This is a genomic window from Microbispora catharanthi (assembly GCF_006334915.2).
GTDB classification, from domain to species: Bacteria; Actinomycetota; Actinomycetes; order Streptosporangiales; family Streptosporangiaceae; genus Microbispora; species Microbispora catharanthi.
Genome location: NZ_VDMA02000008.1, coordinates 257,588 through 270,310 on the forward strand (window position 1 = coordinate 257,588; position 12,723 = coordinate 270,310).

General features: G+C 72.0%; 13 protein-coding genes. 7 read left to right on the forward strand and 6 right to left on the reverse strand.

What is annotated here, in order from left to right:
• Positions 1 to 50: 50 nt before the first annotated feature.
• The 3 genes from FH610_RS17760 to FH610_RS17770 are packed head-to-tail and all read left to right on the forward strand — an operon-like array spanning position 51 to position 3,371.
• The gene (locus FH610_RS17760) at positions 51 to 1,235 is read left to right on the forward strand and encodes a sensor histidine kinase (protein ID WP_139575558.1); all 1,185 of its coding nucleotides are present in this window, start codon (positions 51 to 53) and stop codon (positions 1,233 to 1,235) included.
• The gene (locus FH610_RS17765; RefSeq protein WP_139575559.1) at positions 1,232 to 1,930 is read left to right on the forward strand and encodes a response regulator; all 699 of its coding nucleotides are present in this window, start codon (positions 1,232 to 1,234) and stop codon (positions 1,928 to 1,930) included. The genes FH610_RS17760 and FH610_RS17765 overlap by 4 nt, the downstream gene beginning before the upstream one ends.
• Positions 1,931 to 1,943: 13 nt before the next feature.
• Entirely contained in the window at positions 1,944 to 3,371 is a 1,428-nt protein-coding gene (locus tag FH610_RS17770; protein WP_240809030.1) for a dihydrolipoyl dehydrogenase family protein, read from the forward strand.
• A gap of 9 nt (positions 3,372 to 3,380) precedes the next feature.
• Here FH610_RS17770 and FH610_RS17775 read toward each other — a convergent pair whose 3' ends face one another.
• On the reverse strand, positions 3,381 to 4,007 hold the full coding sequence (locus FH610_RS17775; RefSeq protein WP_139575561.1) for a nucleoside/nucleotide kinase family protein: 627 nt from the start codon (positions 4,005 to 4,007) through the stop codon (positions 3,381 to 3,383).
• Between the two features lie 130 nt (positions 4,008 to 4,137).
• On the opposite strand from FH610_RS17775, the gene FH610_RS17780 reads away from it, so the two are divergent.
• Both FH610_RS17780 and cydB read left to right on the forward strand, forming a co-directional pair.
• Positions 4,138 to 5,526 carry a cytochrome ubiquinol oxidase subunit I gene (locus tag FH610_RS17780; RefSeq protein ID WP_139575562.1) on the forward strand — a complete coding sequence of 463 codons (1,389 nt, stop codon included), beginning with the start codon at positions 4,138 to 4,140 and terminating at the stop codon, positions 5,524 to 5,526.
• Positions 5,527 to 5,537: 11 nt separating this feature from the next.
• Positions 5,538 to 6,512: a cytochrome d ubiquinol oxidase subunit II gene (cydB, locus tag FH610_RS17785; RefSeq protein ID WP_139575563.1), complete on the forward strand. Its 975-nt coding sequence runs from the start codon at positions 5,538 to 5,540 to the stop codon at positions 6,510 to 6,512.
• 54 nt (positions 6,513 to 6,566) lie between these two features.
• Here the strand turns inward: cydB and FH610_RS17790 are convergent, their stop codons facing one another.
• From FH610_RS17790 to mads6, 3 genes are all read right to left on the reverse strand, one after another.
• Positions 6,567 to 6,974 (reverse strand): pyridoxamine 5'-phosphate oxidase family protein, encoded by a 408-nt coding sequence (locus FH610_RS17790; protein WP_139575564.1) that lies wholly within the window; start codon positions 6,972 to 6,974, stop codon positions 6,567 to 6,569.
• Between the two features lie 76 nt (positions 6,975 to 7,050).
• The gene (locus tag FH610_RS17795) at positions 7,051 to 7,692 is read right to left on the reverse strand and encodes a response regulator transcription factor (protein ID WP_139575565.1); all 642 of its coding nucleotides are present in this window, start codon (positions 7,690 to 7,692) and stop codon (positions 7,051 to 7,053) included.
• A gap of 67 nt (positions 7,693 to 7,759) precedes the next feature.
• A complete protein-coding gene (gene mads6 / locus FH610_RS17800; RefSeq protein WP_139575566.1) occupies positions 7,760 to 9,163 on the reverse strand; it encodes a methylation-associated defense system protein kinase MAD6 in 1,404 nt (467 codons plus the stop codon).
• A 221-nt stretch (positions 9,164 to 9,384) separates the two neighbouring features.
• Here mads6 and FH610_RS17805 point away from each other — a divergent pair, with 221 nt between their 5' ends.
• Positions 9,385 to 10,431 (forward strand): NAD-dependent epimerase/dehydratase family protein, encoded by a 1,047-nt coding sequence (locus FH610_RS17805; protein ID WP_139575567.1) that lies wholly within the window; start codon positions 9,385 to 9,387, stop codon positions 10,429 to 10,431.
• A gap of 30 nt (positions 10,432 to 10,461) precedes the next feature.
• Positions 10,462 to 10,710, forward strand: a complete 249-nt coding sequence (locus FH610_RS17810) for a hypothetical protein (protein WP_139575568.1) — start codon at positions 10,462 to 10,464, stop codon at positions 10,708 to 10,710.
• A 904-nt stretch (positions 10,711 to 11,614) separates the two neighbouring features.
• Here FH610_RS17810 and FH610_RS17815 read toward each other — a convergent pair.
• A complete protein-coding gene (locus FH610_RS17815) occupies positions 11,615 to 12,052 on the reverse strand; it encodes an ATP-binding protein (protein ID WP_139575569.1) in 438 nt (145 codons plus the stop codon).
• 72 nt (positions 12,053 to 12,124) lie between these two features.
• Positions 12,125 to 12,499, reverse strand: a complete 375-nt coding sequence (locus FH610_RS17820) for an STAS domain-containing protein (RefSeq protein WP_139575570.1) — start codon at positions 12,497 to 12,499, stop codon at positions 12,125 to 12,127.
• Between the last annotated feature and the right edge of the window lie 224 nt (positions 12,500 to 12,723).

The window sequence follows — 12,723 nt, forward strand, 5'->3', positions numbered from 1 at the left end:
ACAGACCAGGGCAGGAGGCGGGCGTGCGCGCGGACGGCTAGCGTGAGCGCGTGGACGATCCGGACGTGCGGCCGTTGTTCCCCCGGCCGCTGCGCCCCCGTGAGCTGGTCGCGCTCGACCTGCCGGCCGCGCTGGGGTACGCGTTGGTGCTGGTCGTCAACTCCCCGGACCTGCATCACCCGGCGGCCTGGGCCCTGATCGCCGCGATGACGCTGCCGCTCGCGGTCAGGCGGCGGTGGCCGCTGCCGGTCTTCTGCGTCGTCGCGGTCGCGTCCGCGGCGGCCATGGCGCTCGGCGTCGCGCGGGAACCGCTTGCCGCCATGGCGTACGCGCTCTACCCGGTCGCGCTCACGACGCGGCGGCGCCGGTGGGAGCCGACGGCGGCGATCGGCGTCCTGACCGTCGGGGCGCTGCTGCTGGCGGCGTTCGGCGGCGTGGCGGCCGAGCCGGAGGTCAGGCGGATCGTGGAGACCGTCGTGCTCGGCTCGCTCGCGCTGGGCGGCGCCTGGACGATCGGCCGGGCGGTGCGGGAGCGCCGGGCGTACGCCGCGCGCCGGGCCGAGCAGGCCGCCGAGCGCGCCGTCACCGAGGAGCGGCTGCGCATCGCCAGGGAGATGCACGACGTGGTCTCCCACACCCTCAGCCTCATCGGGGTCAAGGCCGGGGTCGCCGCGCACGTGGCGGACCGGCGGCCGGAGGAGGCACTGGAGGCGCTGCGGGTCATCGAGACCACGAGCAGGCAGGCGCTGAGCGAGATGCGGCACATGCTCGGCGTGCTGCGTACGGCCCCCGGAGATGGCACTGGCGATGGCACTGGCGATGGCACCGGCGCGCTGTCTCCGGCGCCGGGCATCGAGGCGCTGCCGGACATCGCCGAGCGTGCGGCGGCCGCGGGCGTACGCGTGGACCTGGACGTGCGGGTGACGGACGGCCTGCCCCCGGCGCTGGAGCTGGCGGTCCACCGGATCGTCCAGGAGGCCGTCACCAACGTGGTCAGGCACGCGGCCCCGGCGGCCTGCCGGGTTTCGGTGCACGACGAGGGAGAACAGGTGCGCGTCGAGGTGACCGACGACGGGCCGGGCCGCCGGGTCCTGCCCCCCGGTTCGCCCGGCCACGGCCTGATCGGCATGCGCGAGCGCGTCACGGCGCACGGCGGGGTCTTCACGGCGGGTCCGCTGCCCGGCGGCGGGTTCCGCGTGCTCGCCCGCCTGCCGCTGGGAGGGGAGGGGACGTGAACGAGTCCGAGCCGATCCGGGTGCTGCTCGCCGACGACCAGGAACTGCTGCGCGGCAGCCTGCGCCTGCTGGTCGACAGCACGCCGGGGCTGGTCGCGGTCGGCGAGGCGGGCACCGGGACGCGGGCCGTCGAACTGGCCCGCGCCGAGCGTCCCGACGTCGTGCTGATGGACGTGCGGATGCCCGGCATGGACGGCATCGAGGCGACCCGGCAGATCTGCGCCGAGTCGTGCGGCGCGAAGGTGCTGATCCTCACCACGTTCGACCTCGACGAGTACGTCTACGCGGGGCTGCGGGCCGGGGCGAGCGGGTTCCTGCTGAAGAACACCCCGCCCGCCGACCTGCTCACGGCGATCCGCGTCATCGCCGCGGGAGAGGGGCTGCTGGCGCCGAGCGTGACGCGGCGGCTGATCGCCCAGTTTGCCCAATTCACGCAGTTCGCCAGGACCGCCGCGGACCGGCCTCGATCCGACCCCTTGCTCGACGGCCTCACCGCCCGCGAGCGTGAGGTGCTCACGCTCGTCGCGCGCGGTCTGTCCAACCTGGAGATCGCGGCGAACCTGCATGTGAGCACGGCCACCGTGAAGACCCACATCGGTCACCTGCTCGCCAAGCTCGGCGCGCGCGACCGGGCCCAGCTGGTCATCGCCGCCTATGAAGGGGGGCTCGTCTCCACGTCACGGGGGCACCCGTGACAGGGTGGAGCCCGTGGAAGTCTTCGATGTGATCGTCATTGGCGCGGGTCCGGCGGGCGAGGTCGCGGCGGGACGGATGGCGGCGGCCGGCCTGAGCACCGTCATCGTGGAGAGCGAGCTGGCGGGAGGGGAGTGCTCCTACTGGGCCTGCATGCCGAGCAAGGCGCTCCTGCGGCCGGTGGACCTCGCGGGTGAGGTGGGCCGGGTCACGGGGCTGCGGCTGGACACGTCAGCCGGGGGCGGGCCGATCGACGCCGCCGCGGTGCTGGCCCGGCGCGACGCCGTGGTCTCGAACTACGACGACGCCGGGCAGGCGAGGTGGCTCGACTCGGCGGGCGTGACGCTCGTGCGCGGCACGGGACGGCTCGCCGGCCCCCGGCGGGTCGAGGTCACGACGGCCGACGGCGGCACCCGCACGCTCGTCGCGAACCACGCCGTCATGCTGGCCACCGGGAGCCGCCCGGTGATCCCGCCCGTGGCCGGTCTCGCCGCGGCCGAGCCGTGGACGAACCGTGAGGCGACCGGCGTGCGTGCCGTACCGGACCGGCTCGTGGTGATCGGCGGTGGCGTGGTGGCGTGTGAGATGGCCCAGGCCATGCGCGGGCTCGGGGCCAGGGAGGTCACGATGCTCGTCCGGGGCGGCGAGCTGCTGACGAGGATCGAGCCCTTCGCCGGGGAGATGGTCGCGCGGTCGCTGTCGGACCAGGGCATCGCCATCCGCACGCACGAGAGCGCGGAGAAGGTCGAGCGGCCGGAGCCGGGCGGCGAGGTCACGGTGCGGCTCGCGAGCGGGGGGACGGTCACGGCCGACGAGATCCTGGTCGCCGCCGGCCGCCGGTCCGCCGTCGGCGACCTCGGCCTGGCCTCGGTCGGGCTGCCGGAGTCCGGTCCGGTCGAGGTGGACGAGAGCATGCGGGCCACCGGCGTGGCGGACGGCTGGCTCTACGCGGTGGGGGACGTCAACGGCCTCGCGCTCCTCACGCACATGGGTAAATACCAGGCGCGAGTGGCCTCCGACGTGATCGTCGCCCGGGCCCGGGGCGAGGCTGACGACCGGCCCGGCATGCGCGACCGCGCCGACCGCGCCGGGGCGCCGCAGGTGGTCTTCACCGATCCCCAGGTGTGCGCGGTGGGCCGCACGGAGGCGCAGGCCCGCGCCGAGGGCTTCGACGTGCGAGTCCTGGAGTACGACATGGAGCAGGTGGCCGGTGGCTACCTCCTCGGCGACGGCTATCGGGGCAAGGTCAAGGCGGTGGTCGACGAGCGCCGCCGGGTGCTGCTCGGCGTGACCTTCGTGGCCCCGGGGGCGGCCGAGCTGCTGCACGCCGCGACGATCGCGGTCACCTCCGGGGTGACCCTGGACGACCTGTGGCACGCCGTCCCGGCGTACCCGACCGTCAGCGAGGTGTGGCTGCGCCTGCTGGAGGAGTACGGGCTCTAGAAACCGGCTCTAGAGACTGACTACCGCGGGGTGGCGCGGGTCCTCGACGCGGACGACCACGTCGGCGGCCCGCACCGGGCCGGTCTCGCGCTCGTACCGCTCGTAGGCGGGCAGCGTCCACCGCTCCTCTGGCGGTGTACGGCGGGCCAGCGCGGCGGCCGACATGGACAGGTGGACGGTCAGGTCGAACGGCAGGCCGCGCCCGAGCAGCAGCGCGCCGTCGAGCAGCACCACCCCGCCCGGCTTCAGCGTCACGTAGCCGGCGCGGGTGGCCCGGTCGCGCTCGCTGTCCCACAACGAGGGCAGCACCCGGCCCGTACGGCCAGGTTCGAGTGGCCCGAGCACCTCGCGGACGAGGCCGCCCACGTCCAGCCACTCGTCGTGGAACACGTCGGGGTCGTTCCGGCCGAACTCCAGCCGGAGCGAGGCCGGGCGCAGGAATCCGGCCGCGGGCACCCGCAGGACCTCCCGGCCGCGCAGGCGCAGCGGCTCCACCAGATCGTCGGCCAGCCGTCCCGGTTCGGCGGCGGGGGCGCCGTCCACGGCGACGCGCACCCACGCGTCGCGCGGCCGGTCGGCGATCAGGCCGGCGAGTTCCTCCACGAGCAGGGACGGGGAGACGGGACGCGCACGCACAGGTCCATCATCGCCAACGGTCCCGAGGGATCGTGACCAAGGTCCTCTCCCAGTCGGGTCCGCCAGCCCTGGGGCGGTGATCCGGGCTGGGCCAGGCTTCAGACGTCCCTCATCAGCGTGTGGAGCCCCTATGGACGTCCTGGATCTGTCCCGGTGGCAGTTCGGCATCACGACCGTCTACCACTTCCTGTTCGTGCCGCTCACGATCGGCCTGTCGGTTCTCGTGGCCGGGTTCCAAACGGCCTGGCACCGTACGGGCGACGCGGCGTACCTGCGGATGACGAAGTTCTGGGGCCGCCTCTTCCTGATCAACTTCGCGATGGGCGTGGTCACCGGCATCGTGCAGGAGTTCCAGTTCGGGATGAACTGGAGCGCCTACTCGCGGTTCGTCGGCGACGTGTTCGGCGCGCCGCTCGCGATGGAAGGGCTGATGGCCTTCTTCCTGGAGTCCACCTTCCTGGGCCTGTGGATATTCGGCTGGGACAGGCTGCCGAAGAGGGTCCACCTCGCGACCATCTGGCTGGCCGCGATCGGCACGAACATCTCCGCGTACTTCATCCTCGCGGCCAACTCCTGGATGCAGCACCCGGTCGGCTACCGGCTCAACCCGGCCACCGGGCGCGCCGAGCTCACCGACATCTGGGCGGTGCTGACGAACGTCACCACTCTGGCGACGTTCCCCCACGTCATCTTCGGCGCGTTCGTGACGGCCGGGGCGTTCGTCATCGGGGTGAGCGCCTGGCAGCTCGCGCGCAGGCGCGAGGTGGACCTGTTCCGCGCCTCGGCCCGCGCCGCCCTCGTCGTCACGCTCGTCGCGTCGGCCGGGGTGATGCTGAGCGGCCACTGGCAGGCGCAGATCATGACGGAGCAGCAGCCCATGAAGATGGCCGCCGCCGAGGCCCTGTGGGAGGACGAGACCTCCGCGGGCTTTTCGATCTTCGCGGTCGGCGACGTGGAGAACGGCCGCAACCACATCAACGTCCAGATCCCGTACGGCCTGAGCCTGCTGTCCACCAACACCCTGGACGGGAAGGTCGAGGGCATCAACGACATCCAGGCGCGCTATGAGAAGACATACGGCCCCGGTGACTACCGGCCGGTCGTCGGCCTCGCGTACTGGTCGTTCCGGCTGATGATCGGCTTCGGCGCGCTGGCCGGGCTGCTGGCGCTGGCCGGTCTGTGGTTCACCCGCCGCCGCAGGCTGCCCGGCAACCCCTGGTTCTACCGGATCGGCGTGCTCGGCATCGGGCTGCCGTTCCTGGCCAACACGCTCGGGTGGATCTTCACCGAGATGGGCCGCCAGCCGTGGACCGTGTTCGGCGTCATGCGGACCGCCGCGGCCGTCTCCCCGGGCTCCGACGTCGGTGAGGTCGCCACCACCCTGATCGGCTTCACGCTGGTCTACGCCGTGCTGGCGGTCATCGAGGTCCGCCTGCTGCTGAAGTTCATCCGTCAGGGGCCCGAGCCCGAGGACGCGGTCCATCAGGACGAGCCCGCTCTCCCCGCCCTGTCGTACTGAAGGACGATCCCATGGAGCTCACCACCGTCTGGTTCCTGCTCATCGCCGTCCTGTGGACGGGCTACTTCGTGCTGGAGGGGTTCGACTTCGGCGTCGGCGTCCTGCTGCCGTTCCTCGGCCGCGACGAGGCCGAGCGCGGCACGCTCGTGCGTGCCATCGGCCCGGTCTGGGACGGCAACGAGGTCTGGCTGCTGGTCGCGGGCGGCGCGACGTTCGCCGCCTTCCCCGAGTGGTACGCCACCCTGTTCAGCGGCTTCTACCTGCCGCTCTTCCTGGTCCTGCTGGCCCTGATCGTGCGCGGGGTGGCCCTGGAGTATCGCTCGAAGAGCGACAGCACCCGGGGCTGGGACCGCGCGTTCTTCTGGGGCTCGCTCGGCCCGGCCTTCCTGTGGGGCGTGGCCTTCGCCAACATCGTGCGCGGGGTCCCGCTGGACGCCCGGCACGAGTACACCGGCGGCCTGCTCGACCTGCTCAACCCCTACGCCCTGCTGGGCGGCGCGGCCACGCTGGCGCTGTTCACCCTGCACGGCGCCGTGTTCACCGCGCTCAAGACCACCGGCGAGCTGAGGGAGCGGGCCAGGACGGCCGCCCGGTGGACCGGTCTGGCCGCCCTCGTGCTGGGCGGGGCGTTCCTGCTGGTCACGCAACTCATGACCGGCACCGCGGCCACCTGGGTGAGCGTGGCGGTCGCCGCCGCCGGGATCGCCGGCGCGCTCGTCGCGACGCTGCGCGGCCGGGACGGCTGGGCCTTCGCGGCCAACGCGGCCGCCGTGGTCGCGGTCACCGTCACGCTCTTCGGCGGTCTGTGGCCGGACGTCATGCCCGCGCTCGACCCCGCCAACAGCCTGACCGTCCACAACGCGGCGTCCACGCCGTACACGCTGGGCGTCATGACCTGGGTGGCGGCGATCTTCACTCCGGTCGTCCTCGCCTACCAGGCCTGGACCTACTGGGTGTTCCGCCGCCGTCTGACCGTCACCCGCTGACGCACGGCAAGAACGCCCACCTCGGGAGACGAGGCGGGCGTTCCTGTCGGAGAGCTATCTGTTGAGCCGGCGGCCGGAGATCTGCTCGGGGGCCATCACGATGAAGTGGTCGCGGCTTCCGGGCACCCACGGCGTGAGCGGCAGCGCCGACAGGCGGGCGATCTCCTCCGGTTCCGAGACCGCGCGGGCGTGCCCGACCGCGGTCACCGACCAGCCCGTGCGGAACGCCGCGTCGAAGTCGTCGGCCTCGAAGGCCACGACGGCGTTCCGCGCCGCGGCGGCGAGCTTGGAACCGGGGGCGGTGCGGATGACGATGTTCCCGTCGAGCAGGCAGAAGTTGACCGGCTGGACGGCGGGGAGGGCACGATCGGTGAAGACGATCCTGCCGATGGGGGTGGAGGCCAGCAGGTCCAGGCATTCCCCTCCGCTGAGGATCTCCAGGCCGGCCGAGTCGAGCTTCATGTCTGCAAGCCTGGGGGATCGACCGCCACGCGGGTTAGGGACGAAGGTCCCGTTGTCGACGTCGATCGGCCCCGGCTCAGCTCTCCTGCCCGGCCTTGAGGCGGGCGGCGAGCGCGGCGGCCTGGGTGCGGCGCTGCATGTCGAGCTTGCTCAGCAGGTTGGACACGTAGTTCTTGACCGTCTTCTCGGCCAGGAACATCCGCTCGCCGATCTGGCGGTTGGTCAGGCCCTCGCCGATCAGCTCCAGGATCTGCCGCTCCTGGTCCGACAGCGCGGCCAGCGGGTCCTTCTTCGTGGCCTGGTCGCGCAGCCGGTGCAGCATCGCGGCCGTGGTCTGCGGGTCGAGCAGCGACTGCCCGCCGGCCACCGTGCGCACCGCGCCGACCAGGTCCGAGCCGTGGATCTGCTTGAGCACATAGCCGGCCGCCCCGGCCATGACCGCGTTGAACAGCGCCTCGTCGTCGGCGTAGGAGGTCAACATCAAGCAGGCCAGGCCGGGCAGCTTCGAGCGCACCTCACGGCACACGTCCACCCCGCTGCCGTCGGGCAGGCGCACGTCGAGCACCGCCACATCCGGCTTCAGCGCGGGGATGCGGGCCACGGCCGACTCGGCCGTCCCCGCCTCGCCGACGACCTCGATGTCGTCCTCGGCGTCCAGCAACGCCGCCACACCACGCCGCACGACCTCGTGGTCGTCCACCAGGAACACCCGAATCATGACCTGGACGTTAGCCTTCCTTGGGCCGCCGGAGAAGTGACGAAGGTCCCGCGTGACCGCCTCGGTCTCAGTGGCGGGACAGGCGGCGCAGGGCGCTCCTGATCCTGCCGCCGAACGGCGCGCGCCGCCGGGGCTGGGCGTCGCGGGCCACCCGCAGCTCCACGAGGGCCGTGGCCGCGTCCGGGCGCTTGGCCGGTGTGGGGTCGCGCATCCGCCGTACGAGGTCCATGACCTCGGGGGCGACGCCGCCGGCGTCCGGCTCGGCGTCCACGCCGGGCGCGGGCAGCTCGCCGGTGAGGAGCTGGAAGGCGATCACCCCGGCCGAGTACACGTCGGCGGCGGGGGTCATCCGATCGGGGCGCGCCCGGCATTCGGGGGCGACGTAGTGGACGTCGAGGATGTTGGGCAGCTCGTTGGCCACGGTGTGCTTGCGCGGGCCGGGCTTGGCGTAGTCGAAGCCGGTCAGCATCGCGTTCCCGTCGTCGGTGACGAGCACGCAGGCGGGGGTCAGCGACCGGTGGATGACGTTGTTGGCGTGGACGTGGGCGAGGCCGTCCAGCATGTCCTCCATCACGCCGAGCTTGGCGTCGATGCCCAGCCTCCGCCCGGTCAGGTGCAGGTGCAGGGCCTGCCCGTGGACGTCGTCGAGCACGAGCACGAACCGGCTCTCGTCGTCGATCGCGAAGAAGTCCCGCGAGCGTACGACGCAGGGATGCGGCGGGATCTTGGCGAGCGACTGGTAGGCGTTGGCGATCCGCCGCTGCTCGGCCACCCGCCGCCGCTGCTCGGCCATCGGATCGGCGCGGTAGACCCGCAGCAGCACGGTCCCGCTGGTCGGGGCGGTCGCGTTGACGGCGCGATACTCGGTGACCCGGCTGTCGCCGCCGAGCTGCTCCTCCACCTCCCAGTTGCCGAAACGAGGGGGCGCGGTCGACCGGCGCACGGTGCCGTTCAGCGCCTCGAGGATCGCGGTGCGGTAGGGCTCGGCGTCGCGGCTGCACCCGTGCCGCACCCGGGAAACGTCGCTGAGCATGGGGATGAGCCCGGCGATCGTGGTGACGTGCCGGGCGTCGCGGCCGCTGGGGTCGACGAGGACGGCGCCGGGGGCGGTCAGCACCACCACGTTGTCGACGTACAACCGCTCCAGCTCGCGGTGCTCCTCGATCAGCAGGCCCTTCAGCGCCCGCGCGGTGCCGCGCAGCTTGGCCACCGGCGAGCCGAACGCCTCCCGGTGCTGGGGGAACCACCGGGTGCCCGACACCTCGAACCGGCCCCGGGCTCCCTTCACGTCGATCACCACGAGCGAGTGGCCGGTGAGCACGACCACGTCCACCTCGAACTGGTCGGCCCCGCGCGGGATCTCGATGTTGTGCAGCAGCAGCCAGTCGTCAGGGGCGTTGTCCCGCAGGTGCGCGATGACCCTTCGCTCGGCGTCATTGACGGGGCGTCCGCCACCGACGATCTGAGCCATCTCTGCTGCTCCGCCTCTCTGACCAGATTGAGAACTTAATCCTCCTAGGTAGCGGTATTCCCGCGCCACCACTGATTCCCCCGCATTGTCCCAGGGGAAATCTGGAACCCCATCTTCGGACCCGCTCCAGCCGGGCGACCACGAAGCGCATGATCACCCAATTGTCGGGGATGGGCGCTATCGCGGTTTGTAGCGGCTGATGCCAGGAAACGGAGTATTTCATGCGAGTTGTCGTGGTTGGTGCGAGCGGAAACGTCGGCACGAGCGTGCTCGCCGCCCTCGAGTCCGAGCCGAGCGTGACCTCGATCGTCGGGGTCGCCAGGCGGATGCCGGCCTGGCAACCGGCGAAGACCGAATGGCGTACGGCCGACGTCTTCAGGGACGACCTCGATCCGATCTTCGCCGGCGCCGACGCGGTCGTGCACCTGGCCTGGCTGTTCCAGCCCACGCACGACCCGGTCACTACCTGGAACTCCAACGTGCTCGGCAGCATGCGCGTCTTCGACGCCGCCGTCCGGGCCGGGGTCTCCGTCCTCGTCCACTCGTCGTCCGTCGGGGCGTACTCGCCGGGGCCCAAGGACCCGCCCGTCGACGAGTCCTGGCCGACCCACGGCTGGCCGAACGCCGCGTACGGGCGGGAGAAGGCCTACATCGAGCGCGTGCTCGACATCTTCGAGCGCGACCACCCGGACATCCGCGTGGTGCGGATGCGCCCGGGGTTCATCTTCAAGGAGGAGGCCGCGACCGAGCAGCGGCGGCTGTTCGCCGGGCCGTTCCTGCCGCAGCGGCTGGTGCGGCCGGAGCTGATCCCGTTCGTGCCGGACATGCCGCGCCTGCGGTTCCAGGCGCTCCACTCGCGGGACGCCGGCGAGGCGTTCCGGCTGGCGCTCACCCGTGACGTGCGGGGGGCGTTCAACATCGCCGCCGACCCCGTGATCGACCCCGCCGTGCTGGCGGACCTGCTCGGCGCGCGGCGGGTGCCGGTCCCGGCCGCGGTGGTCCGCACGGCGGTGTCGGCCGGCTGGCACCTGCGGCTGATCCCGGCCTCGCCCGGTCTGGTGGAGATGGTCCTGCAGGTCCCGATCATGGACACCACCCGCGCCCGCGAGGAGCTGGGCTGGCAGCCCCGGCACAGCGCGGTGGACGCGCTGCGCGCCGTGATCGAGGGAATGCGGCGAGGTGCCGGCATGGAGACCCCGCCGCTCGCGCCCGACTCGGGCCGGGAGCGGATCAAGGAGGTCACGACGGGCGTGGGCCTGCGGCCGTAGAAGGCATCGGCGATCGGCGAGGGAGGCACGATGGCGCTGCTGGACCCCGACTGCGTACGGCGGCTGCTGGAGTCGGCCGACCCGGATGTCGCGCTGGTCTTCGTCCGGGGCGAGTGCCGCGTGATGCCGCTCGACGAGATCGACGAGAGGCACCGCAAGCTCGTGGTGGTGCGCCGCGCGGACCTGCCCGAGGCCCACGGCGACGAGCCGGTGACGGAGGAGCGGGTGGAGGCGCTCACGCGGTGCCTCGAGAACACCGTTCGCGACCTCGGGGCCTGAAGCCGCCACCGGACTGTTGATGCGTGACGGAGGCGTCACGTTCGGTAACATCGTCTCGGGCATCCCCCATCCGAGCGCGGTCCCAGCCTCCTGGGGACGTGGCGCGGGCGGCCCGGATATGCCGCCCGATGCCGTCCTCTGAGACAAATGACGGCGTGTCGCGCGCTGACCCAAAATTCCGGAAAGCGCTGCGGACAAATCGGACAGATAACTTCGCATCGGCGGACAAATCAGGATCAAAAGCTATCGCAAGCTGTGATCTGATCGTCACTCTTCGTACGGAACCTCGAATCCCACTCGTCTTCGTTGCGTGCACGGCGGGTCACCTGTGAACATCAGGGAAAGGTCCGGAATCCCTCCTACCGGGTCGGCGGCGCGACGGCGGCGGGGATTCCGCCCATGGCGCGCCCCGGACCGGCCGGGAACGGATTCCTGATCGGGCCGATCGACAGGTCCGAGACGTCGATCTCGGACAGCGCATATGGGGAGGGGGCCCCGATGACTGCTATCAGGCCCCGCGGGAGCGGGGGACGCCGTCACGAAGGGCGGATTCACGACCCGGAGTTCGGCTCGTGGATCGGAGAGGTGGCCAGAGCGGTCCGGGACGTGGTCGACAGCACACCCCGGACCATCCGCCTCTGCGCCCTGATCGCGGTTGCCGCCGCGTCATGGGCATTCCTCAGGTAGCCGTCCAGCAGCCATGAGGAGGTGGTCGCGGACCCAGGTTAAGGCGGCCGGAGAGCCGTGACGGCCCGGTTTACGGGATCGGGACAATAACCAGGGCCAACCAGGGGTCGACCCGGGCGCTGCCTGGGTCCGCGACGGGCCGCCGCTTGCCGACAGAGCCAGGCGACAGAGCCAGGCAGCAGGCGGCAGGGGCCAGGCGATGGGGGCAGGCGCCCGCTCAGACGGGGTGGGCGCTGCGCCCGAGGGAGGCGGCGTCCCCGTCGGCGGCGCCGTCGTCGACCTGCATGGACAGCCGGATCGTCGACTGCCCGGGGACCCGGTCGATGGTCACCGAGTCGCACAGCTCGCCCATGAGCCACAGGCCGAAGCCGCGGTCGCCGCGACCGCTGGGCCGCTCGCTCGGCACCGCGCCGGGCCGCAGGACGCCGACGTGGTCGGCGACGTCGACGGCGAGCACGCCGCCGTCGCAGGAGATCGCCAGAGTGCCGGCTCCCCCTCCGTGTTCGAGCACGTTGATGGCGGCCTCGTTGGCGGCGATGACGAGGTCGTCCAGCCGGGGGCCGGTGAGGCCCGCCTGCACGGCGTACCGCTGGATGTTCTCGCGCAGCGCCGCGAGATCATCCGTTATCGGCCACTGCCGGCGGTGATCCACCACCTGTCCTCCTCGCCGCTTGGGTCTGCCGCCCGATGTCTTCGAGGCTACCGTCTCGTTACTCGTTCCCTGCCTTCACCTGGGGGTCGACCGCGCGCTGACCGCGTCGACGGCCTCCGCCAGGCCCGGCACGACGATAAAGGCGCTGATCAGTCCGGTGACTCTGAAGATCCTCGCCAGCCGGGCGTTCAGGCTCGCCAGCGTCACCGCCCCGTTGCGCTCCTGTATCAGCTTCCGTACGGACAGCAGGATCCGGATGCCCGTGGAGTCGCAGAAGTTCACGCCGCTCAGGTCGAGGACGAGCTCGCGGTGCTCCTCGCCGAGGGCCGCCTCGACGTCCTGGCGCAACCGCTCGGCGTTCGTGTAGTCCAGGGCGCCGTCGAGCGCCACGACCAGCACATGGTCGGCGACTGGGGCGGACACGGGGGTCAGTACGACGGCGGCGGTCACGGAGCACACCTCGGCGGACGCTGCGGGGACGGTCGGGCGGTGGGGGGAAGGGGGACAGGGGGGACAGGGCCTGGCCGGAGTACCGGCCAGGTTCGTCAGTCTAGAGCAGCGACGCCCCTGAACCGGGGCGTACGGCCTGCGGAAGGCCACGAATGGAGGATCAAGCCGGACGGTCGAGCTGGACGGTCAAGAAACGCCATATGTGGTTTTTCGCCCGATGGTCG

Coding starts and splice junctions, on each gene's coding strand:
- FH610_RS17780 (WP_139575562.1), top strand. CDS start 4,138: ATGGACGTCCTGGATCTGTCCCGGTGGCAGTTCGGCATCACGACCGTC.
- cydB (WP_139575563.1), top strand. CDS start 5,538: ATGGAGCTCACCACCGTCTGGTTCCTGCTCATCGCCGTCCTGTGGACG.
- FH610_RS17790 (WP_139575564.1), bottom strand. CDS start 6,974: ATGAAGCTCGACTCGGCCGGCCTGGAGATCCTCAGCGGAGGGGAATGC.
- FH610_RS17795 (WP_139575565.1), bottom strand. CDS start 7,692: ATGATTCGGGTGTTCCTGGTGGACGACCACGAGGTCGTGCGGCGTGGT.
- mads6 (WP_139575566.1), bottom strand. CDS start 9,163: ATGGCTCAGATCGTCGGTGGCGGACGCCCCGTCAATGACGCCGAGCGA.
- FH610_RS17805 (WP_139575567.1), top strand. CDS start 9,385: ATGCGAGTTGTCGTGGTTGGTGCGAGCGGAAACGTCGGCACGAGCGTG.
- FH610_RS17810 (WP_139575568.1), top strand. CDS start 10,462: ATGGCGCTGCTGGACCCCGACTGCGTACGGCGGCTGCTGGAGTCGGCC.